Genomic DNA, 22,720 nt, shown 5'->3' on the forward strand with positions numbered 1-22,720 from the left:
ATCGTGGCCCCCTTCCTCACCGATCTCGACGATCGCGCCGCCGTCAAGGGATCCCGCGATCCACTTGGCATCCAGGCCATCTGGACCCGTTTCGGGCGCCACGTCGTCCACAACCTCACGACCGTCAGCAGCTCGGTCCGCGACTTCACGACCCTCCTCCTCGGCTACTGGCTCGTCGAGCGGGTCGCCGAGACCGGCGCCCGTGGCGCGGAGCTCGCCACCTTCCTCAAATGGGAGCAGCTCGCGGCCTACGCCCGCGCCGCGGTCAACAAGGACCTCTCCTTCCGTGGCGTCGAGCGCGTGGTCCGGAACCTGAACGAAGGCCCGAGGATTGTCCTCTCCGCCGAGCGAACGTACCAGATCCTGGGCGATCAGAAGATCTACGGCCTCTGGGGCCTCTATACCGTCCCCGCGCGCGCCTCGGGCCTCATCGAGACCGATCCACCCCGGCTCAGCGAGGCGGCGCGGGACTTCGTTGAGCGGCAGTACCTCCCCGCGCTCGCGGACGCCGCAGGCCGCGAGGCCCGGTCGCTCGTCAAGCTGCTCGGTGAGTCAGCGGCGCGCCTCGACGTGCGCGGGAAGGACGCGCGGCTGATCGAGGCGGTCGCCCGCGTCCTCAAGCCCCGCATCCCTGCCAAGGAACGCGCGTTCTACCGTGAAGCCCTCGTCTATGGCGGCCCCGACGACCGCACGCAGGGGCGGCAGCGCGCGCTCGCGGACCTGCTGCTCGCGCCGCCGTTCGCCGCGGGTGCATTCGCATGGAGCCCGCCGGCCGTCGGGCAGCTCGCCAAGACAGCGCGGATCCGGGAAGGCGAGGCGAGCGTCCTCGCCTATCGCCTCGATCGGATCCGGCACTGTGAGACGCTGGTGGCGCCCGCAGCGACGCTCTTCTCGTTCCTGCTCGCACGGGACGGAGCCACCGTCCCCGAAGTCGCCGCGGTGCTGCGCGAGCGCTGGGGGGCGCGGGTCACGACCCTCGACGTCGCGGGCGTGGAGTCGCTGAAGACCGAGATCGGTGCGGCCGCGAACGACCCGGCGGTGGGGGAGCGCTGGGTGCGGTTTGGCGAGCGGCTCAGTGTCGGCGATTACGTGGCTTCGGTTCAGCTCCTGCTCGAGCAGAACCGCCACGTGATGAAGTCACGCTCCGGGGCCGCGCCATGGGCCGAGGAGCAGGACGGCCGCCTCATGGTGCGCTTTCACGACGAGGGCGGGAACCTGCCTGCGCGCGAGGATCTGCCCGAGCTCTGGCGCTTCCCGTACTTCCTCGATTCGCTCCGCGCCGTGACGCGCGCGCTCAAGGAGGGTTGAACGTGCCCGAGATCCCGCGTGCCGTGCTGTCGCACCACTTCGGCGATCGCATGAACGGACGGCGTCTCGTCAGCGCCGTCTTCCTCACCTTCCGCTTCGACCCGGGCTTCTTCGAGCAGGAGGTGCTCCCCGTCTTCCTCGACGTGCCGCTCAGCCACGCGACGGCGATCCGCCTGGTGCAGCTCGAGGACGCGCTGCGCAGCCTCCCGGGGCCCATCGCGGTCTACTACGATGTCAACGGGCTCCAGCAGAGCGATGCCGGCGGCGCGAAGCTCGATGTCCGCCGGATCCCGGTGCAGCACCGGACGGGGATCTTCCACCCCAAGAACGTCTTCGCGCTCGTCGAGGCGAAGGAGGAGGACGAGGAGGGGCACAGGCCGCGCTCGCTCCTCGTGGCGAGCCTCTCCGCCAACCTGACGCGCGCCGGCTGGTGGGAAAACGTCGAGGTGTGCCACGTCGAAGAGATCCCGGAGAGCGGCAAGACGCGCCTCCGCGATGATCTGATCAAGTACCTCGCCTGGCTGGAGCGGAAGGTGCCGGCCCAGGAGGAGCACGCCGCGCTCCGGGAGATCCGGGCGTTCTTGCGCGGCACCGAGCAACGCGCCCAGCGCACCGACAATGGAGTGTTGCACACCCACTTCTACGACGGAAAGCAGCCCATCCCCGACTTCCTCATCGAGGTGATGGGCAACGCGCTCCGCGGCATGTACCTCGAGGTGATCTCGCCGTATTTCGACGATGCCGCCGAATCGAAGCCGCTGGCGGATCTTCTCGATCGCTTCTCGCCGCGCGAAACGCGTGTTTACCTGCCGCGCGGGCGCCGGGGCGAGGCGCTCTGCCGGCCAGAGCTCTACGCGTGGGTGAACGGCCTCGAGGGAGTGGGCTGGGCAGGTTTGCCCAAGGACTTGCTCAGGCTCGGCAAGGGGGAGAATGCGGGCAGCCGGACGGTCCACGCCAAGGTCTACCGCTTCTTCTCCCAGCACCCGAAGCGGGAGATCCTCTTCATGGGATCGGCCAATCTGACGATTGCAGCGCACAGCGCTGGTGGCAACGCAGAGACCGGCTTCCTGGTCGAGGTGATTCCCGCACGCCGTCCGGACTTCTGGCTCAGCGCGGACGAGCGCCGCCCCGGGGCCTTCCACGTCGAGGGCGAGGACGAGGGCACCGCCGCATCCGGAGGGACGCGGCTGCGCCTCCGGTACCGCTGGAACACGGGCACCGCCGAGGCGTACTGGGACGATCCAAAGCCATCGCCCGCGCTGCGCGTCGAGGCGCAGGGAGAGGAGCTCTTCCGGCTCGCCGACCTCCCTGGACGCCAGTGGAACGCGCTGCCCGAGAGCGACGCGCACCGCCTCGGGGCCCTGCTCAAGAGCGCCTCGTTCCTGACCGTGCATGGCGATGCAGCGACGCCGGGCATCCTCTTGGTGCAAGAGGAGGGCATGTCGCACAAACCCTCGCTGCTGACCGAGCTCTCGGCGGCCGACATCCTCCGGTACTGGTCGCTCCTCACGGTGGAGCAGCGGGCGGCATTCCTCGAGGCGCGCGCCCCCGAGCTCGCGCTCCTCGGTCAGGGCGCCGATCTCGTGGCGGCCAGCCGCCTGGTCGTCGATAAGGACACGATGTTCGATCGCTTCGCCGGCATCTTCCACGCGTTCGGTTGCCTCGAGGGCGCCGTTCATGAGGCGCTCACGCGAGAAAACGAGCGAGAAGCCACCTATCGCCTCTTCGGCAAGAAGTATGACTCGCTCGGGAACCTGCTCGCGCGCATCCTCCACGGGGAGGGCCACGGCGACGCCGTTGACCGGTATGTCATCGTGCTTTGTGCCCGGCAGCTCTGCGCCGAGGTGCGGAAGAGGTGGCCGGACTTCTGGCGCGAGCACGCGGCCGATGTCGTCGCGCTGGAGCGGCTGTTCGAGGATGCTCGCCCCATCCGCGAGGCGTTAATCGCGAAGGCGCCGGACGAGATGGGGCCGTTCCTCGCCTGGTTCGACGAGTGGTTCCTGCGGCGGCAGGAGACGCTGGGGGCGCGGTCATGATCGACATCCGCACGGCGGGCGAGCTGCTCGATTTTGGCGTCCGCATCCACAGCGAGCAGCGGGCGATGGCGCAGCTCGAGGGGGCCGTGGCGCTGCACGACATGTTATGCCGGCGCGGCGTGGCGTATCTGGCCGACGAGGTCGGGATGGGCAAGACCTACGTGGCGCTCGGGGTGCTCGCTCTGTTCCGCCACTTCGAGCCCAACTTCCGCGTGCTGGTGCTGGCGCCGCGCGAGAACATCCAGCACAAGTGGATGAAGGAGCTCCGCAATTTTGTTCGCCACAACATGCGCTTCGCGGACATGCGCGTGAAGGCTGTCGATGGCAGCCCGGCCCGCGCCCTCGTCTCCTGCGGCAACCTCCTCGACCTGGTGCACGAGGCCTCGCTCGATGACGACCGTGATTTCTTCGGGCGCCTCACGAGCTTCAGCCTCCCGCTCTCCCGCGACAAGGAAGCCTGGCGGCGACTGCGCGAGGACCTCCAGGAGCACCTCCCCTGGATGAACGACAAGATCTTCGATCTGCGGATGAGCAAGGAGGCGTTCAAGGACAACGTCGCCCGCGCCCTGTGCTGCGCGATGCCCGTCTTCGATCTGGTGATCGTCGATGAGGCGCACAACCTCAAGCACGGCTTTCAGGAGCACGGCGCCGCCCGCAACCGCGTCCTCGGCCTCGCCTTCGGCCACCCCTCGGAGAAGGTGGATCGGAGGCTCTTTCCTGGTTACGGACCTCGGGCGAGGCGGGTCTTGTTTCTCTCGGCCACCCCCATCGAGGAGACGTACAGCCAGCTCTGGAACCAGCTCGATGTCTTCGGACACGCCGAGGGCTTCGAAGCGTTGCGAGACCCGGAGATGAGCGAGGAAGAAAAGAAGAAGCTCGCTGCCGAGATCCTCATCCGCCGGGTCACCGCCCTGAAGGTGAACGGCGAAGAGCACACGAAGAATCTCTACCGGCGGGAGTGGCGAAGCGGAGGCGTGTCACAGCACGACCAGCCCATTCGGGTCGGGAACGACCGGCAGCGCCTCGTGGTGGCGCTGGTGCAGAAGAAGGTGAGCGAGGTGCTCGGGAGCGAGCAGTTCAACGCCTCTTTTCAGATCGGCATGCTCGCGTCCTTTGAGAGCTTCCTCGAGACGGCGAAGGTGAAGCGCGCCGAGGTGGAGGCGGCCAATTTTGATGATTCCGAGCAGACCGAAGACCAGGAAGAGCGCGAGGGGATCGACGTCCGCGCGGTGAATGGGCTTGCCAGCGATTACCGCAGGCGCTTCCAGGGGCAGGAGCTGCCGCACCCGAAGATGGACGCCGTCGTCGAGAGCCTCGCCGACGCGTGGAAGACGGGCCGGAAGGCGCTCATCTTCGTGCGCCGGGTGGCCTCGGTGAAGGAGCTCAAGAGGAAGCTGGACGACCGTTATGACGACTGGCTCATCGAGGACCTCCGCCGCCGGCTCCCGCCTGAGGTCGAGGAGAAGATCGAGCGGCTGTATCGCCAGTACCGCGCAGAAAAGGTCCAGGCGCGAGAGGCCGATGCGGACCTCGGCGCTGCCCTGGGCCGGCGCGGCGTCGACGCCGAGGAGGACCGAGGCGGTCACGACACGTTCTTCGCATGGTTCTTCCGCGGGAAGGGTCCCAGCGGGGTGGTCAGCGGGGCGAGAGTTCAGCAGCGCTTCCTCCGTGGCGCAGCCGCCTACGAAACGTTCTTCAAGGACAACCACGTCATGGCGTTGCTGGGCGCGCGTCCCCAGGGCATCACGGCCGCCCTCTCGGCGGCGCTAGGGGTGCCCATGGAGGCGCTGCGCACTCAGCTGCGGCAGCGCTCGGCGCGGTTCCTTAGCCGGGCGAAGGATCCGGCGCCCGGCGATCGCTTCGATGCGGTGCAGGCGGCGGCCATCGAGCTGCTCAAGGACCACGAAGGCCCGCACCGCGAAGCGGCGCAGATCATCTGGTACGAGCGGTACGAGACCGTAGCCCAGCATCGCCACGCGAGCGAGGCGCCTGATATCGGCGACTGGCTCGAGCGGCCGACCTTCTGGTCGGAGCTGCGCGAGCGGCCGCGCATGCGCGATCGGCTCTGGCCGGAGCCACGGGGCAAGGACTTCCGCGACGCGTTCCGGGAGCGCGAGCTCCGCGCGCAGCTGCTCGCCACGGCAGCGCGGCTCGGCCACGCCCTCATCGATCTCTACGTGCTCACGATCCGGCGCACCCGCAGCCTCGACCTGCGCACCCATGAGGTGGTGGACGACAACGATGCCGCGTCAGACAGCACGCTTGTCCGCGACTACCTCGACATGCTCGAGCAGCAGATGTCCACGCCGCTGTCGAGTCGCCCGTGGGGTGCTTTCGACGAGCTCGCTGCGATCGCGGAAAATTTCGAGCTCATCCTGGATGTCAACGCTCCGGATGTGCTCCCTAGAAGACTCTCTGATGTGCCGCGCATTTTCAGCGATCTGCTGCGACGGCAGCAGCCGGTGGGCGGGATGTCGGGGCAGGTCAACCACACGCTGGTCAGGCAGTTCCGTATGCCCGGGTATCCGTTCGTGCTCGTGACCACCGACCTGCTTCAGGAGGGCGAGGACCTGCACACCTTTTGTTCTGCGGTGCACCACTACGGGATCTCGTGGACTCCGTCGGCGATGGAGCAGCGCATCGGCCGAATCGATCGCGTGCTGTCGCAGACCGACCGCCGCCTCTTGGAGCTCGCGTGCCCGCTCACCGGGGAGGACATGATGCAGGTGTACTACCCGCACCTGCAGGACACGGTCGAGGTACTTCAAGTACAGCGCGTGCTCGAGCGGATGAACGTGTTCCTGCGTCTGATGCATGAGGGACTGCGGCAGGCCGAGGTCGAGCAACGGAAGCTCGACGTGGCAAAGGAGATCGTCGCCGGTCGGCGCTACGTGGAACCGATCCGAACGAGGCTGAGGAGCGCGTTCCCGGTGCCTCCGAGCGCGCTCTTCGGGGGGCAGCGAGCGCTCGCGGTGGCCCCGACGATCACCCAGGAGGCGCTCGCGCGTTTCGAGCGACTGCGCGCGCGGAAGCTTGGGGAGTTGCGCGTTGCATGGAGGGAAGGGGCGCCTCCGGGGGCGCTCCTCGGCACAGCGCATCTCGGACTCCGCCAGCAGCCCTTCGCGCTCTACCTACAGTCGTTCGGCGGGCGGCTACTCGTCCGGTGCATCAGTCCCGTCGGCCGCGTAACGCCCGAAGAGGGGCAGGAGGCGATCGCTGATGGCGTGTCGAGGTTTCCGGTTCGGCTCGGGGTGATCGAGCACGAGGACCATTCGTACGATCTGACCGTCGAGGAGGACGTGCTCCTCGCGGCCGAGGAGCACGACGCATCGCGGATCGCGGCGCTCATCGGCCGAGTCGCCGTACAGGCGGACCGGCTCGAGCAGCATCATCTGCCAGGGCACGACGAGCCGCTCGAGACGTTCCAGCACGATCTGGAGAGGGAGTCGATCCATGCCTCGTGAGTGGACGCGCTGGTGCGAGGATTCGGGCTTCGTGATCGAGGACGACGCGATCGAAGTCTATTTCGCCGACGAGCGGCATCACCGGGTGTACGTCGATGACGAGGGTGATGCGTTCCGGTTGATCGGGGTGGTCGCCCGTCGGGGGGCGGTTGAGGCACTCGAGAACGTCGCATTGCGTGTGTGGCGCAGGAATCGATCGATGCAGCTCGTCGGATTCCGGCTCGACGATCGGGGGCGGCTCGTGGGCGAGGCATGGATACCGAAGGCAGGGCTGTCGGTCGAGGAGTTCGCGATGTACGTGCGGCAAGTGGCGGTGGAGTGCGATCGACTGGAATATCTGCTGACGGGGAAGGATACCGAATGAGCAGGAGACACGTGACTCGATCCGGGAGGGTCAGCCGCGATGAGGGAGCCGCTCCTTATGCTCCGACGTCGTCGATCTCCTCATGACGCTCGTGGTGAGCGCGATCGTTGCCGCGGAAATTCTCCATTTCGCTGCTGAAGCCTGCACTCAGGATGGAGCTTCATGGCATCGATGTAGGGATCCGTGAATCACCACCGCGTCGAGGCCCAGACGGCGCGCGAGCTCTTGCGCGTCCTCGTGCCGATGCACCATCGGCTCGCCGGGACCGTTGAAGGACGTATTGATGAGCCCCGCCACGCCGTGCGCGCGCCAGAGCTCGAGCAGGACGGCGTGGAGGAAGGCGTGCTCCGGATCGTCGGGGACCACCTGCGCGCGCAGCGAGCCGTCGTGGTGGAGCACCCCGGCGAAGCGCGGACCCCAGCCGTGACGGAGCCGAAAGGCGCCGAGCATGAAGGGCGCGAGGCGGCTCGCCGCAACGGACTCCCCGAACGCCTCGCGCGCGACCTCAACGCAGACGGCTGGCGCGAGCGGCCGGTACCACGCGCGCCCTTTGATGACCTCGCTCACGCGGCGTCGCAGATCCACCGAGTCGGGCCGCGCAAGCAGGCTGCGGTGTCCGAGGGCGCGCGGCCCGACTTCGGAGGCGCCGTTGCACACCCCGATGACGGCGCCCGCGGCGAGCATGGCCGCGGCCTCGCGCACCGCCGTGAGCGGCACAGGGGAACAGGGAACGCCGATGCGGCCGAGGAAGGGGCCGTGCCGCGGGAGCTCCCCGCGATCGCCGAGCTCGAGCCAGGCCGCAGCGCCGAGCGCGAGGCCCGTGTCGCTCGCGCACGGCGGTACGTGGACCGACTCGAACACCCCTGACGACTCGAGTCCTGCGTTGGTGGGGATATTCAACGCCGCGCCGCCTGCGAAGTAGAGATGTCGCGCGCCCGTGTGCCGCTGCATATCGAGGATCGCGGCGGTGATGCTCTCCTGGAAGTGTGCCTGAATTGAAGCGGCGATGTCCTTGAAGAGCGGCGCGTGGGCATCGAACGCGCGATGCGAGGTCCCGAATCGGCGGTTCACGCGATCAAGGAGGTCGGCTGGATCGCCCGGGTGATCCAGGAAGAACCGGTTATCCTCGAGCCAGGCCACGATCGCGGGCGACGCCTCGCCGTGCCCCGCATAGCCCATCAGCTTGCCGGGCATCGCAAGGTGGTCCTCCGGCATCAAATCGAGGATCGCGCGCATGAGCGGGCTAGCGTTGAAGTTGTTCACGGGCGCCTTCAGCCGGCTCCACGAAGACTCGAGGAGCCGCGCGCGGGCGCCGTCCCAGGCCCAGAACGACGACGCCGAATCAGACGCTCCGCCGTCGATATGTACGAACAGGCTGTTCGGCTCGAAGCGCCCGACGAAGGGGAGAAGAGCGGCGACGTGCGCGAGCTCGTGGCACATGACGAAGCCGCGCGCCTCTCGTCGGCGAAGGCCATCGGGATAAAAGCGCACGCGCGCGGGCGTCAGGATCTGCGCGATACCGACCTCGCCAGTGGGCTCGACGCGCAGGTTGCCGTCGGCGGAGACGAAGCTGTCGCCGACGAAGGCGTTTACGGACGCGAAGCGCACCTCTTCGTCTGGCGGCACGAGCGCGGCGAGCAAATCCATGATCACGGCGTCGAGGCGATTGTCGTGCTTTCGTCCTGTCCAGCGCTCGACCTCCACGACGGAGAGCACATGGCCGTCACGCATCACGGCGAGCGAGTGATCATGCGTGTACGTGGTCCGCAGGCGCGAGGTCGTGTCGCGGATACCGTAGAGGCCGACCGTGATCACGGGTCGATTCCCATTCCGTGCGGTTCGTCGTTTCCCGAGGTCTCGGCGTCGCCGTTTCCCGACCGCGCACGGAGCTCGACGACCGGCTCCCCGTGCTCGTCGACGACCTCGAGCCCTCCGTCGAACCGCTCGACCCGCGCCTGGCCATTATAGAACGGCTCGACCATCGCGAACCGGCGCGCGTAGATGGGCGCTCCGGCGCGATCCACGTGGGTCCATCCGTCGTCGAGGCGAGCGCGGGCGAAGCCTTTGTGGAACACGTCGAGGTCGAGGAACCAGCGATCGTGCGTCGGGCGCCCTTCGCGATCGACATGCGTGTGCAGCCCGTCGTCGCGCTGCACGACCGCGATCCCGTCTCGGTAATCGCCAGCGTATCGCCATCGCTCGGTGGAAGCGGAGCGCCCGCCCTCGTCGAGGTGCAGGTACCGCCCGTCGCGGTCGCGGACCGTGCATCGGCCGTCCTGGTAATTGCCGCACCACGCATAGCGCTCCGTATAGGCTGCGGTGCCAACGGGCCGCACGTGGTGCCAGCCGCCCTCGGCGTGCACGGCCGCGAGGCCCTCGTAAAAACCGAAGGTGCGAACGTAGCGCGCGGCGTAGGCCGACCGCCCGTTCACGTCGATGTGGTACGCGCCCGACATGTCGCGCGCAGGCGCGAGGCCCGGCTCATGGAACGCGAGCACCTCGAGGAAGCGCGTCTTGTAGAGCGGCGCGCCCAGGGCTACGTGGTGTGTCCCATCGGGGGCGACACGCGCGAGCTTCCAGGCTGTCACGGCGCGCCTACCGGCTTGCGCATGTTGCAGCCGAGGCAAAGGCTGCGCGTCCGGTAGCTCGTCGCGAGCAACCTGTACGCCGAGCCGTTCCACACGTCGCGAATACTGACCTCATTGAGGTTGCCGAGCTCACCGAGCGTGCGGCGCTGGGCGTCCGGCGCGCAGCAAGGATCGAAGCGCCCCTCGGCGCTCACCCACGCCTCCTGCCCGAGAAACGGGCATGGGCCGCCGGGCGCGAGGTTCTCGGTCGCCTCCGGATCGAGCAGGAAGACATTCTCCAGCACCAACGGTCGCCCGTCCGGCAGGCGCGTCTGTTCGGCTGCCGCGCGCGCGAGGAGCACGGCCTCGTTCCAGCGCGCGATGCTCTCGGGGCTGCGCCGCATGGAGAGGTCCTTGATCGCGTCGAAGTGGGCCCAGAGGTGATGGCCCTTGACCCGGTCGACGCCGAGCCGCGCCGCGAGCCGCACGATGTCGGCGAGCTCGCCGACGTTCGTCTCCAGGAACGTGAGCTGGAAGGTGACGCGGCAGCGGTTGCCCCCGCCCGCTGCGTGCGCATCGCGGATCTCGATGAAGGTGCGCACGTTGTCGAGGACGCGCTCCCAGCGCGCGCCGATCATGATGCTCTCGTGCGTGGCCGCGGTGGCGCCGTTCCACGAGATCTTCACGTCCGACGTCACCGGCACGATGCGCTCTGCCCAGGCGCGCGCCCCGAGCCGGGGAAACGTGCCGTTCGTGGTGAGGTTGAGCTTCACTCCCTCCTGCGCGCAGAGGGCGAGGATCTCCTCGAAGTGGTCGTAGAGCAGCGGTTCGCCCATGGTCGAGGGGATGATCTCGCGCAGGCCCGTGCCGCGGCTGTCCTCGAGCACGCGCCGGATGAGCGCGACGTCCATGCGGCGCTGCGGTCTGCCAGCGGCCTTCCGCAGCGGCTGGAGCGGGCTATGGGGGCTGTGCTCTTCACACATGACGCACTTCAGGTTGCAGTCGTCAGGGTTGGTGTCGAAGGTGATGCGCCACGGCCCTGGGCCCACCTGGACGTGCGCGGAGTCGCGGCGGCGCAGGGCCTCTTCGTAAAGGGCCTCGATGGCGGCCACGTGCTCCTCGATACCCGGTATGTCGCCGGACGGGGCGTCGGGATAGCCGCGCTGTCCGAGGCGGCGGGCGAGCGCTGGATCATCGGCGAGGCGCTGCATCTGCCGCGCGAGGTCACGAGCATCGCGGTGGGCGAAGAGGAGGCCGTTGACCTCGTGGTGAACGTACTCGCGCATCCCGCCGACGTCCGCGGTGATCACCGGAACACGCGCCTGTTGCGCCTCGTGAATCACGAGCGGTGAGTTCTCCACCCAGACCGAGGGCACGACGATGGCGTCCACACGGTCGAAGACATCGGCGACGATGCGCTGATTCTTGTACTCCGGCAGCCACTCCACACGCGAAGGAGCATCGCCTGGGAGCACGGCCGCAAGGGCCTGGAGCGCCGCGGTCTCCTGGCCCCGTGGCCGGCCCCAGATGCGCAGGCGCGCGGTGCCGCGTAGCCTTCCGAATGCATCGAGGAGCTGATGAATCCCCTTGGCCGGGATATGCGTGCCAATGTAGCCGAACGTGAACGGCTCGCCGGGCACGCGGGCACGGTCCTTGAGGCGGCTGCGGTCGAACCCGTAGTCGAGATAGACGAGTTTGCTCTTCGGCAGGCCGAGCCCCTCGACGAAGCGGTCGTGGAGGTAGCGCGAGGGGGCGATGAAGCGGTCGACGAGCTCGATCATCTCGCGTGCATGCCGCATCCGGCCGCGCACCCAGCTCGTCCAGTAGGTCACATCCTGCTCCTCCATCGCGGGGTCCCCGGAGAAGTAGCGCGCATAGCAGCGTAGGGCGCATTTCCTGTCCTCCTGCCCATCGCAGGCGGCCCAGAGGTCGTTCGGATCCTCCGGCAACATCTGCATGAACTGGCCGCGCGGGCACATCAGCCAGTAGTCGTGCAGCGTGAAGAGGATGGGGATCGCGCGCGCGGCCGCCTCGATGAGGAGCGAGGTCGAGAGGTGGTTCAAGTGGCCGACATGCACGATGTCAGGGTGAACGGTGTCGAGCACTCCGGCGAAGCGCTGGTCCACGCCGGTGTGCCGGTAGCGATCCCGGGAGCGAGGCATGTTCACGAGGTGCAATTGCACGCGCTCGTCGTCGGCGTCGCGCTCGCGCCGGAGGGCGTAGTCGGGGGCGAAGGGGTCCTCTTCGCGGGTGAAGACATGGATGTCATGGCGCGCGGCGAGGCCGTGGGCGAGCGTTTGCGTGTAGACCTCGGAGCCGGCGTTGTAGCGGGGAGGATAGCCGTGGATGACCTGGAGAATGCGCATGTTCACCTCATCGCCAGGGGATGCTCGGGAAACGCGAATGCCGCCGCGGGTGAAACCGGCTGGCCCATGACACGGAGCCACAGCGGCACGGAGGCCACCGCGGGGTGATACACGCCGTGCTCCCAGAGCCCGTCCTCGCCCCAGGCGTCCCCATGATCGGCGCATATGAGGACGGTCGCTCCCGTAAAGGCCTCGAGCAGAGGGCCGAGCGCGGCGTCGATATAGGTGAGGCACGCCTGCTGGCGGCGCCGGCATTCGGTGGCGTCGTTCGAGCGACCGAAAGGAACGCACGGGTTCCACGCGGCGTCCCAGGACGCGCCCGCGTGCATGTAAGGCACGTGCGTCTCGGCGGCGTTCAGGAAGGCGAAGCAGGGGTCGCCCTTGCGGCGGATCTCGTCGAGGAGCCAGGCGACCTGCGCTCGTACGCCCGCGCCGCCTGCATACCAGAAGTGCTGGAAGCTGGCCGAGAGCGCGCGTCCCGGCGGCGTCGCCACATCGAACCAGTCAACGGCGCCGGTGCCCAGCGTAGGCCATCCGGCGAGGCGGAAGCCCTCCACCACGTCACGCCCGCGGAGGAGCAGCCAATCGCCCGGCCCCGGCGCGATCCGGTCGTTGACGAGCTTGAGAAGCTTGCCTGTCTTGGGATCGAGCCAAGGCCGCCCCAGCCCAGGGACGCCCGGCGAGACGCCAGCGAACAGCGCCGCATGTGCCGGCAAGGTGAACGAAGCCGCCGCCTGCGCTGCAACGAGCGGTGCGAGGCGAGCGAGGTTCGGGACGGGAGCCGCCTGCGCCGTATCGAGCCGGCAAGAGTCGAGCGTGACGAGGAGCACCGAGTGCGGGTGGACGTTCATGGGAACCTCAGGACCGCGATCAACGCCTCGAGCGGCTGCGCGCCATCCAGCGCCAGCGCCGACCAGCCGGGGCGGCCCGACCAGTACCCGGCGGCGAGATCTTCTTCGAGTACGTCGTGCATCGCTTGGAACGCGGCGAAGGGATCAACGCCGTAGTCGGGGCGCGGAACGCGCGCGCCGCGCGCTGCGGCGCGTGCGAGCGCGACGTCGGCAGGAACGCGCAGGTACACCGTTCTGAGCGGCATTGGGAGCATTGACAGCGCGAGACGCACCGCGTGGCGGTGGGTGCCGGCGCCGTTGAACTCGAAGACGGCCTCGTCGCGTTCCTGGCATGCGCGTAGGAAATGCGAGCGGGCGAGGTAGTCCCCGGCGGGCGTGCCGTCGGAGACCTCGCGCCGGATCTCGTCGAGCGCGAAGATCGGCAAGCGAAGTCGCGCCGCGAGCGTAGATTTCCCCGCCCCAGGCAGCCCGATCAGAAGCACTCGGCTCATGCCCACATTCTCCTGCGGAACGCCTCGATCATCGCCGGTTCGAGTCCCGCTCGACGGGCCAGCGCATGAACGCCGCCGGCCTCATCGACGAGGGTGAGCGTGCGCTCGAGGACCGCGAGCGGCTTGTCACCCGAGGACGCGCTGTAGCTGGTTAGCACGTTGCCGCGCGGCACACCGGCGAGCAGGTGCGCCAGCGCCACGATGACGCCTGTACGGTCGACCCCCATGCTGCAATGGACCAAGATCGCCCCCCGGTCCTCGACGACCGCGTCGACGACGGCGCGCAAAGCATGAACGCAGCGCAGCGCCGTAAAACGATAGCTTGCCTCGAGGGGCTCCACGTCCTCGCACAGCGGGTCGTCCGCCGCGAGCTCGCGCCACGGGTCGACGGGCGCCTCGACAGCGCGCACCGGGAGGCCCTCAATGGGGTGGTCACCCTTCTCGTGCTGCCCCCGCAGATCGATGCGTATCGTGATGCCACGACGGGTGAGCCAGGCGTGGTAGTCAGGGTCAGTCGCGTAGCGATGCGGCGACGATCCGCGGTAGATGACGCCACGCGCGAGAGCGTCGTGCGTATAGGTCGCGGTGTCCCGGTGATTCCAGAAGCGATCACGCTCGATCACCAGCTCGCAGAAGCCGATGGAATCCTCGTCCGGGCGGCCGAGACGCTCGAGCGCGGACCGGAACATGCCGAGGACGTGCGACTTCGCGTGATGAAATCTCGATGGATCCATGGACGTGTCATGCTGGCGCAGCGCCTCGGCCACGTCGCGCGGTACGACGCGCAGCAAGTCTCGTGGGAGCCAGGCAAAGGCGGTGCGCCCCGAGGCACGCCATTCGAGGCACGCGACGCAATGCAGCGCGATCTCGAGGTTGAACCGGGCGCGGTACATGTCGCTCATGGCGTGGCACGAGGACGCGTGCTCGAAGTGGTAGGCGAACCGGGCGATCTGGGCGGGGACCACCACGTCGAGGTCGTCGACCTCGGGAGGGACCTGGGCAAGCCACGCGACGGCCGTGCCGGTGCGATCGAACACGACGGCATGCTCGGGGCGCTCGATGCGGCTCCCGGCCGCATAGCGGGCGATGGCGGAGAGGTCCTCGACGATGAACACGTCGATCTTATGCAGCGCGTCTGCGCTGAAGAGGGCGACCTTGCGCGGCTCCGCGAACGCGAGCTGCCGCGGGAACTTCGCTCTGGTCGCTTCGCGCATGCGCCGTGTGAAGGCGCCGGCGGTGTCACAGCGAGTCAGGACGGCCACGTCGAGATCCGACCGACCGCGGTGATCGCCACGGGCGACAGAGCCGAGCAGGAGAAGGGCGAGGACATCGGGATCGCCCTCGATGAGCGACGTGAACCACGCGAGATAGGACGGGTAAGGCAGTCGCGCCGTGGGCGCCGACGGCTCAATGTCAGTGCCCGGCGTGTTGAACCTCGTCATAGGCTCTCTCCAGGACCGTCGTGGGCAACGGGATTCATCGGCCATCCTCCGCGTTGAAAAGCATTCTCGCCAGCACGCGCCCGTTACGCATGGAGAGAGTGGAGCGCGGCGTTCATGCCTCCCGGCCCATGAACACGTCGGCCTCGGCCTGACAAGGCGCCAGCTCGTCGGGTCATGGGATGCTCCGGGGGTCCAGCCAGTGCGCTCTCTCTCTCATCGTCGTGCTCCTCGCGGATTCGGCCGAGCGCGGTGCAGAAGGAGTTGCACGATGGCGTGCGGCAGATGCGCCCACTCCAACGTGGGGCGTGCCATGCGACGCGTGCGTTGAGGTGGAGCATGCTCCGGGTTCCCTTCGGGTGCGGTCGTGATGATACGCCGGGGGTACCGAGGTGCACCACTCATCCTCAGCGCAACGGCTCCGGGGCGCTTGTTCCCGATGCCGCTACATCGGCCGTTCTCTGGCCGCCGTGCGCTCATGGCGCGGGCTGCGTTTGTGCAATCCGCGTGACGAATTCGTCGACGCTGAACCAGTTCGGGTTGTGCACCGGCTTCGAGCTGCACTCGTAGCGCTGGGCCCGCCACGTCCCGGACGCGATATCCCTCGCGAGCTCGGCGCCGTTCAGGCCACCCTGCCGACCCATCCAGGGGGTCGCGAGCGAGCCGGCGCGGTGGCGCTCGTAGATCTCGGCGCCGGCCAGCTTCATCTCCGCGTTCGCGCCAGATGTCCGGCGCGGCGATACGAGCCGCTCGTATCGTGCAAGGGCGACGCGCAGCACTTCGACGAAGTAGCGGGGGGCCACGTCGGCGTACGTCTCCATGATCTGCTCCCACGTTACCGTCGGCACCGAGAGCGCGACAATCTCGCGAGCGAGCGCCGCGGGGAGCAATGCGACGTGCGCGATGCGCGCCGCATCGACGTCGAGCCGCCCGGCGAGGTACCGGACGAGCGCCGCCTGCGCGGCGAGCTGCTCGTTCAGCTCGGCGGTCGTGGGCCGGTCGTACATCTTGGCCTCGATCGCGAGCAGCGCGCGCGTCGGACCGGCGATGTAAATCAGCACGTCGGGCGTGTCCTTCGCCGTGGGCGCGCCAGGAAACCGCCCCGTCGTCTCGCCGACGAGGGACTCGGCAAAGCCGTACTCGGTGAAGAACTGCACGTTGGCCGAATCGGGGCGAGCGTCGACTGTGACCCTGCCCAGCCCGACGAGCTCCGTCAAGCGGCCGAAGTGCGCGAAGTCGTCCGCGCAGACGAGCATCGGAAGCACGGTGCCTGTGAAGAAGCGCTCCTTTCGGTTGAGGGGGAGGCCGGTGTCGGCCAGGTGAGCGATGCTCATTGAGAAGTCGTCTCCGTTGTCGGGCTGTGCCCATCGGCTCGGTGCTCGCCGATCACGTCGATTGTGCCGACGATCGCGTCGTTGAACGCCTCCAGCTCCCCCGCCGGGATCCAGTATTCCACGTGGAGGCGCGAGCCCACGATCTGGACATCGTACTTCGCGAGGAAGTCGGATCGTACCTCGAACCGGGTCACGTACCCGACAGCGCCCCCGGCGGTATTCCACCGGCGCGCGATCTGCACCGCGTACTCATCGTTGCATACTGGGTAGAAGATGGGCTGCTCGGGCAGGCGCTGCGGGAAGCGGCGGTAGCCGCTCGCCGCGATGAGGTCGAGCTCGGCCTGGCCAACCGGGCGGTAGAGCGTCGTCGTGGCGATGCCGTGCCCCATGGCCTACAGCATACGGCTTTCCCCGGCACGCGGGCGATCTATACTTACTCCTCGGCGCCGTCATGTTCCCGCCGACGGGCGTCGTCTCCCTGCTACCCGAATCGACCGAGATCTGCTTCGCCTCGGCCTCGGTGAACGCGTGGTCGGCATCAGCCACGAGTGCGTCCTCCCGTCCGGAGCGCCATGTACAGTCCGTGCTCAAGAGCGCAGAGGTCGATGCTCACGCAACGTTGGCCGAGATCGAACGGCAGGTGCGCGTCCCGGTTGTGGACGGGCTCAGCGGCCTACCGAAGCGTCCTTCTCAGGTCGTCGTTCGTGTGCGCGTAGCGCTGGGTGACCGAGAAGTGCAGGTGGCCGGCGAGCTGCTGCATGAACGAGCTCCTCGGAAACCGTAGGTGGCCGCGACCTAAGGCACACCTCGCGCCCGCTCCGAAGTACCATCCGCCGGCCGGTGACGTCCCCGTTCCTCGAGGCCCCCGAGTCCGCCTGGGTGGCGAGCAACGCGCTCGCCTTCGCGCTGCGCGACCGTTTCCCGGTCAGCCCTGGCCACACGCTCGTCATCCCGCGCCGCCTCGTCCCGACCTGGTTCGACGCCACCGCCGAGGAGCGCGCCGCGATCTTCGAGCTGGTCGACACGGTCAAGCACCACCTCGACGCCGAGCTCCACCCGGACGGCTACAACGTCGGCATCAACGCCGGCGAGGCCGCAGGGCAGACCGTGATGCACCTGCACGTCCACGTGATCCCGCGCTTCCGCGGCGACGTGGACGACCCGCGCGGCGGCGTGCGCCACGTAATCCCGGGCAAGGGTAACTACCTCGCCGGCAGGCCCCCACCGCTCGCGACCGGCGGCGTCGAGGACCCCTTCTTGCGCCACCTCGCGCCGGCCTTCGCGCGCGCGACCGACGTGGCCGTCCTCTCGGCCTTCGTCCAGGAGAGCGGCCTCGACGTCCTGGAGAGCCACGTGTTCGCGGCCCTCGCGCGCGGCGCTCGCGTCCGGCTCGTCACCGGCGACTACCTCCACATCACCCAGGCCACGGCGCTGGCCGAGCTGCTCGACTGGGCCGACGGCAACGCCGCGCTTTCGGGCGCCGGAGGCACCCGGGGCAGCTTCGAGGCGCGCGTGGTCGAGGTCGAGGCGCTTCCCGGCAAGATCCGCTCGTTCCACCCCAAGTCGTGGCGCTTCGAGGGCCCGGGCTTCGGCGCCGCGTTCGTCGGATCGAGCAATATCTCCCGCGCCGCGCTCGGTCCCGGCATCGAGTGGAACCTCCGCGTCGACCGCCACCGCGATCCGGATGCCTACCGGGCCGCCGCCAGGGCCTTCGAGCGCTGGTGGTCCCGCGCCCTGCCGCTCACGGCCGACTGGGTCGAGCGCTACGCCCGGCGTGCGCGGCAAGCCGCGGCGGTCTTGCCGCCCGGTGAGCTGCCGCCCGGCGGCCTTCCGCCCGGCGGCCTTCCGCCCGGTGAGGAGGACGCCGAGCCCACCGAGCCCCCGCCCCCGCCGCACCCCATCCAGCGCGAGGCGCTCGTCGCGCTGCACCGGAGCCGCGCGGAGGAGGGGCGCCGCCGTGCGCTCGTGGTGCTCGCCACCGGCCTGGGCAAGACGTACCTCGCCGCGCTCGACGTCGACGCCTGGGCCGAGCACCACGGCCGCCGTCCGCGCGTCCTCGTGCTCGCCCACCGCGAGGAGCTCCTCGTTCAGGCCGCCCGGACCTTCCGCCGCCTCCTGCGGGACCGCGTCGCGCGCTTCGGCTGGTGCGCCGGGAGCGCCGGCGAGCTGGCCGGCGACGTGGTGTTCGCCTCGGTGCAGAAGCTGTCCCGTCCCGAGCACCTCGCGCGCCTCACCCCCGGGATCTTCGACTACGCCATCGTGGACGAGGTCCACCACGGCACCGCGCCGAGCTACCGCGCCATCCTGGATCGCCTCGATCCGGGCTTCCTGCTCGGCCTGACCGCCACGCCCGAGCGCGCCGACGGCGCGGACGTCGCCGGGCTGTTCGACGATCACGTCGCCTACCGGGCGGACATCGGCGCCGGCATCGAGCGAAGGCTGCTCGTCCCCTTTGCGTATTTCGGCCTCAGGGACGAGACCGATTACCGCGCAGTCCCCTTCCAGAACCGGAGGTTCGACCCTGGCGAGCTGGAGAAGGCCATCGACACGGACCTTCGCCTCGAGCCGATGTGGCGCGCGTGGCAGGAGCACCCGGGGCAGCGCACGCTCGTGTTCTGCTGCTCGATCCGGCACGCGCACCATGCCTGCGACTTCCTTGCCGCACGAGGGGTTCGCGTCGCCGCGGTCCATTCTGGTCCGGAGTCGGCGCCGCGCGAGGAGGCGCTGGCGGACCTCGTCGCCGGCAAGCTCGACGCGCTGTGCGCCGTCGATCTCTTCAACGAGGGCATCGATATCCCGAACGTCGATCGCGTGGTGATGCTCCGTCCCACCGAGTCTCCTGTCGTCTTCTTGCAGCAGCTCGGCCGCGGCCTGCGCGTCGCGGACGGGAAGGCGCGGCTCACCGTGCTCGACTTCGTGGGCAATCACCGCGTGTTCCTCGACCGCGTGCGGACGCTGGTCTCGCTCGGCTCCGAGCCGTCCGATCTGCGCGATTTCCTCGGCGGTGTCCGCGCGGCGCGCCTTCCGCCGGGCTGCACGGTGGACCTCGACCTCGAGGCCAAGAATCTGTTGCTCAGCCTGCTCCCTGCGCGCGGAAAGAGCGAGGTGGAGCGCGCGTACCGCGATCTCCGCGACGCGCGCGGCGAGCGCCCGACGGCTGGTGAGCTGTTCCGGATGGGCTACCGGCCTGCCACGCTGCGACCAGCCCACCAGGGATGGTTCGATTTCGTGGCCTCCGAGGGCGATCTGAGCCCGCCGGAGCTCCGGGTCCTTCGCGCCGCCGGCGCGTGGCTCCGGGAGCTCGAGATCACCGCGATGAGCAAGTGTACCAAGATGATCACGCTCGAAGCGCTGCTCGAGGCGGGGGCGCTCTTCGACGGGATCTCGATCGTCGAGCTCGCGCGCAGGAGCCACGCCATCCTCGCCCGCTCTCCGGAGCTCTCCCGCGATCTCGACGGCGTGGCCGAGCTGCGCGGCGGCCGGCGGTTCGACGAGCCGCGCTTCGTCAGCTACTGGAAGGAGAACCCCATCGCCGCATGGACGGGCGCGCGGGGCCGCCGCTGGTTCGCGCTCGACGGGGACCGCTTCATCCCGAAGCTCTCCTGTCCTCCGGGCGACGAGGAGACCTTTGCCGCGATGACGCGGGAGCTCGTCGACTACCGGCTCGCCATGTACCGCGCGCGCCGCCGCGAGGACGGCTCCGGCGCGTCGTTCTCGGCCAAGGTGCTTTGGAACAAGCGCGACCCCATCCTCAAGCTGCCCTCGCGGACAGCCCGCCCTGACCGCCCTTCAGGGGACGTCGACGTCCGGCTTCCGGACGGCGAGGTGTGGCGCTTCCGCTTCATGAAGGAGTTCTGCAACGTCGCGCACCGCGCGGGCTCGCGGCGCAACGAGCTCCCGGATCTCTTGCGCCGCTGGTTCGGCCTTGCCGCCGGCCGGCCTGGAACGGCGTTCCACGTCCGCTTCGTCCGCTCGCCCGACGGGCTCTGGGCCGAGCCGGAGCGCCCCGAAGGCGTCTCCACGGCGCCGCGCGGCGCGCTCGTCGCTTTCCCCGATCTGCGCGCGGCGGCCGGCGCCGCCGGCGCCCCGACGGAGCTCGCTCCCGAGGCCGAGACGGTGCGGCTCCCGATCGCGGCCGCGCGCGGCGATGGGCTCTTCGCGGTGCGCGCTTCGGGCGACTCGATGGATGGCGGGAAGCGTCCTGTTCGCGACGGGGACTGGCTGATCATGAAGTTTGCGCGCGGCGCCTCGTACGATGCGCTGGACGGCAAGGTGGCGCTGCTTCAGGTGCCCGATCGCGATCTGGGGTTTGCCTACCAGATCAAGCGAATCGTGCGCGATCGGTCGCGATGGTGGCTCCGCTCGGACAATCCGGACAGGCCGTCGTACGAGGCCACGGCCGACACGGTGCCTGTCGCGATCCTGGTCGAGGTGGTCCGCCCCGAGGACATCGGCCCGAGCGCCGGCGAGCGCTTCGAGGACGACGAGGCCGCCGCCCGCGCGTTCGGGCTGGAGGAGCCGCCGCGGACCGGCCGTGTCGGCGGTCACCTCTTCTTCTGTCTGGAGACCCCCGGAGCACTGGTCGCGCCCGATCGCATTCGATCGCCGGTGCCGGCCCAGGAGCGCCGCCCCGGGGAGACGGCCTTCGTGCTCGTGCGGCCGCCCGGCGAGCCCGTCCGGCGCTACCTGGGCGTGGCCCGTTACCTCGATGACGAGGGGCTCTGGGCCTGTCCGGGGATCGACCATGCCGCGTACCGCGCCCTGGGATCAGGCCGCAGGGCGTCCCGCTCGCTCCCGGCGGGAGCCCGCGAGCGCGCGCGGGCGCTCGTGGAGGGGTTGCTGCTGCGGCCCGGCGCGGGCGCCTTCGTGGAGCGGGACGGCAGGCGCTTTCGGATCGTCGGCCCGGCCGAGGGCGGTGGGCTGCGCATCGACGGCGGCCCGGGCGGCTTCGCGGAGCGGATGGTGTCGCTGACCGATCTCGCGTGGGTGATCGCCGCGCGCGATGACGTCGCGAAGAACGGCGGACGGCTGGACGAGCAGCGGGTCAACCGGCTGCGCTACCTCGAGGGGACGCCGCGGGCGGCGACGCGGTGGATCGACACGGGATGGGCGCTCGCGCTTGCGGCGGCGGTCGACACGGCGACGGCCGCGGTGGCGACGGTGGAGCGCCGCGACACGGACAGGGCCTGACTCCGCGACCGGCCTCCCGCCAGGACTTCACTTGCCGCCGCTCTGGATCGTCACGGTGCTCTTGTCCTTGAGCGTCAGAGCTCCGAGAACAGGCTCCAGAACGCGCCGGGCGCGAGCGCATCTTGCCGGTCGTGGCCCTTGCCGCTCGTCTCGCACCAGATCACCGGGTAACCCTCATCGCAGCCCTGATACCGCGCGCAGGGCGCCGGATCCTCCGGCACCGGCGCGGATCCCGCGTCGCAGTGGTTCAGCTCGAGCAGGCGATCGCGCTCCGCATGATTGCTCTCGATCCTGTTGGACGTGTCGTCCACGTCGTGGATGAAGATGCGCGCCACCTGCCCCACGCAGCCGCTCGGCCTGCCCGGCGTTCCGCCCGCGACCGTGCCCGCCGCGCGGAGCCTGTCGCCACGCTTGCACGCCAGCATGTTGATGAGCCAGGCGCCGCTGCTGTAGCCGGCGGCGAATACGCGCGACATGTCCGCGCAGGTGTTCGCGAGCACGTCCCCCAGCATCTGGTCGAAGAAGGCCAGGTCCGGTCCGTCCGACGAGGCATCCCAGCAGATGCCGTCGGAGACGCCGGCGCCGCGCACCAGGATCGCGTCGTCGCCGGTCACGTTCTGCATCGGGACGTTGTTCGTCGCGCTCGAGCAGCCGTGGAACATGAAGACGACGGGGTAGGCGCGCGTCGGCTCGTAGTTCTCGGGGAGCCGCACCCACCAGTGCCGCTCGACCGACGCGATGCTCTTCGTGGGTTGCTCGACCCACTCGTTCAGCGCCTGGCTTGCTGCCCGGCCGCAGCCCGCGCTCGGCGTCGCGCTGGAGCCCCCGCCGCCGCCCGCACCGCCGGCAACGCTGGAGCCCCCGCCGCCGCCGGCAGCGCTGGTGCCCCCGCCGCCGCCGGCAGCGCCGGTGCCCCCGCCCGTCGCGCCCGACGAGGCCGAGCTGCCGCCGCTGCCGCTGCTCGTCGCATGACCGCTCGTCGCGCCGGCGCTCGAAGCGCTCCCGCTACCCGCGCTCCCACCTGCACCGGACGTCGCGCCCGGCGGGCTCGGCGCGTCGTCCCCGGCACACGCCGCGGCGCTCGCGGCGGCGATCGATGCGGCAAAGAGCGCGCTCCACTTGCTTCCGCTGATCATCAAGCTCGGCTCCTCTCTCATCGCCCCTGATCCGGGGCTGTCCGAAGGATGACCTGTCAACCCCGGGCACGTCCTGCCCCGGGCAGGTCCTGCGCGATCGCGCGATCTCGAGGAATAACCTGAGAGCCGAGACCAGCGTGGCGATCCCAGGGCGGGGCAACCCTCCTGTCTGCG

The 22,720-nt window shown here is 69.4% G+C and carries 14 protein-coding genes; 5 read left to right on the top strand and 9 right to left on the bottom strand.

Annotation, left to right across the window (positions count from 1 at the left end; all coding sequences use genetic code 11):
• The first annotated feature begins 3 nt into the window (after positions 1 to 3).
• From WMF31_RS38355 to WMF31_RS38370, 4 genes are read left to right on the top strand one after another with little or no spacing between them, the layout of a single operon-like run.
• Positions 4 to 1,308 carry a hypothetical protein gene (locus WMF31_RS38355; protein ID WP_436606844.1) on the top strand — a complete coding sequence of 435 codons (1,305 nt, stop codon included), beginning with the start codon at positions 4 to 6 and terminating at the stop codon, positions 1,306 to 1,308.
• Between the two features lie 2 nt (positions 1,309 to 1,310).
• On the top strand, positions 1,311 to 3,344 hold the full coding sequence (locus WMF31_RS38360) for a hypothetical protein (protein ID WP_436606845.1): 2,034 nt from the start codon (positions 1,311 to 1,313) through the stop codon (positions 3,342 to 3,344).
• A complete protein-coding gene (locus WMF31_RS38365; RefSeq protein WP_436606846.1) occupies positions 3,341 to 6,808 on the top strand; it encodes a helicase-related protein in 3,468 nt (1,155 codons plus the stop codon). Before WMF31_RS38360 ends, WMF31_RS38365 begins: the two co-directional genes overlap by 4 nt.
• Complete coding sequence (locus tag WMF31_RS38370) at positions 6,798 to 7,172, top strand: YbjN domain-containing protein (protein ID WP_436606847.1); 375 nt, start codon at positions 6,798 to 6,800, stop codon at positions 7,170 to 7,172. Before WMF31_RS38365 ends, WMF31_RS38370 begins: the two co-directional genes overlap by 11 nt.
• Before the next feature lie 147 nt (positions 7,173 to 7,319).
• Here WMF31_RS38370 and WMF31_RS38375 read toward each other — a convergent pair whose 3' ends face one another.
• From WMF31_RS38375 to WMF31_RS38410, 8 genes are all read right to left on the bottom strand, one after another.
• The gene (locus tag WMF31_RS38375) at positions 7,320 to 8,987 is read right to left on the bottom strand and encodes a carbamoyltransferase C-terminal domain-containing protein (RefSeq protein WP_436606848.1); all 1,668 of its coding nucleotides are present in this window, start codon (positions 8,985 to 8,987) and stop codon (positions 7,320 to 7,322) included.
• Positions 8,984 to 9,760 (bottom strand): WG repeat-containing protein, encoded by a 777-nt coding sequence (locus WMF31_RS38380; protein WP_436606849.1) that lies wholly within the window; start codon positions 9,758 to 9,760, stop codon positions 8,984 to 8,986. Before WMF31_RS38380 ends, WMF31_RS38375 begins: the two co-directional genes overlap by 4 nt.
• Entirely contained in the window at positions 9,757 to 12,105 is a 2,349-nt protein-coding gene (locus WMF31_RS38385) for a glycosyltransferase (protein ID WP_436606850.1), read from the bottom strand. The genes WMF31_RS38380 and WMF31_RS38385 overlap by 4 nt, the downstream gene beginning before the upstream one ends.
• 2 nt (positions 12,106 to 12,107) lie before the next feature.
• The gene (locus WMF31_RS38390) at positions 12,108 to 12,935 is read right to left on the bottom strand and encodes a hypothetical protein (RefSeq protein ID WP_436606851.1); all 828 of its coding nucleotides are present in this window, start codon (positions 12,933 to 12,935) and stop codon (positions 12,108 to 12,110) included.
• Between the two features lie 17 nt (positions 12,936 to 12,952).
• On the bottom strand, positions 12,953 to 13,447 hold the full coding sequence (locus WMF31_RS38395; RefSeq protein WP_436606852.1) for an AAA family ATPase: 495 nt from the start codon (positions 13,445 to 13,447) through the stop codon (positions 12,953 to 12,955).
• Positions 13,444 to 14,889 (bottom strand): tyrosine-protein phosphatase, encoded by a 1,446-nt coding sequence (locus WMF31_RS38400; RefSeq protein WP_436606853.1) that lies wholly within the window; start codon positions 14,887 to 14,889, stop codon positions 13,444 to 13,446. The genes WMF31_RS38395 and WMF31_RS38400 overlap by 4 nt, the downstream gene beginning before the upstream one ends.
• A 473-nt stretch (positions 14,890 to 15,362) precedes the next feature.
• Positions 15,363 to 16,220 carry a hypothetical protein gene (locus WMF31_RS38405; protein ID WP_436606854.1) on the bottom strand — a complete coding sequence of 286 codons (858 nt, stop codon included), beginning with the start codon at positions 16,218 to 16,220 and terminating at the stop codon, positions 15,363 to 15,365.
• Positions 16,217 to 16,609: a hypothetical protein gene (locus tag WMF31_RS38410; RefSeq protein ID WP_436606855.1), complete on the bottom strand. Its 393-nt coding sequence runs from the start codon at positions 16,607 to 16,609 to the stop codon at positions 16,217 to 16,219. Before WMF31_RS38410 ends, WMF31_RS38405 begins: the two co-directional genes overlap by 4 nt.
• 451 nt (positions 16,610 to 17,060) lie before the next feature.
• Between WMF31_RS38410 and WMF31_RS38415 the strand changes: the two genes are divergently transcribed.
• A complete protein-coding gene (locus tag WMF31_RS38415; RefSeq protein ID WP_436606856.1) occupies positions 17,061 to 21,410 on the top strand; it encodes a DEAD/DEAH box helicase family protein in 4,350 nt (1,449 codons plus the stop codon).
• A gap of 74 nt (positions 21,411 to 21,484) precedes the next feature.
• On the opposite strand, the gene WMF31_RS38420 is transcribed toward WMF31_RS38415, so the two are convergent.
• On the bottom strand, positions 21,485 to 22,546 hold the full coding sequence (locus WMF31_RS38420; RefSeq protein WP_436606857.1) for an alpha/beta hydrolase family esterase: 1,062 nt from the start codon (positions 22,544 to 22,546) through the stop codon (positions 21,485 to 21,487).
• Between the last annotated feature and the right edge of the window lie 174 nt (positions 22,547 to 22,720).

The organism is Sorangium sp. So ce1036, assembly GCF_051369805.1.
In the GTDB taxonomy this organism is placed as follows: domain Bacteria; phylum Myxococcota_A; class Polyangia; order Polyangiales; family Polyangiaceae; genus Sorangium; species Sorangium cellulosum_F.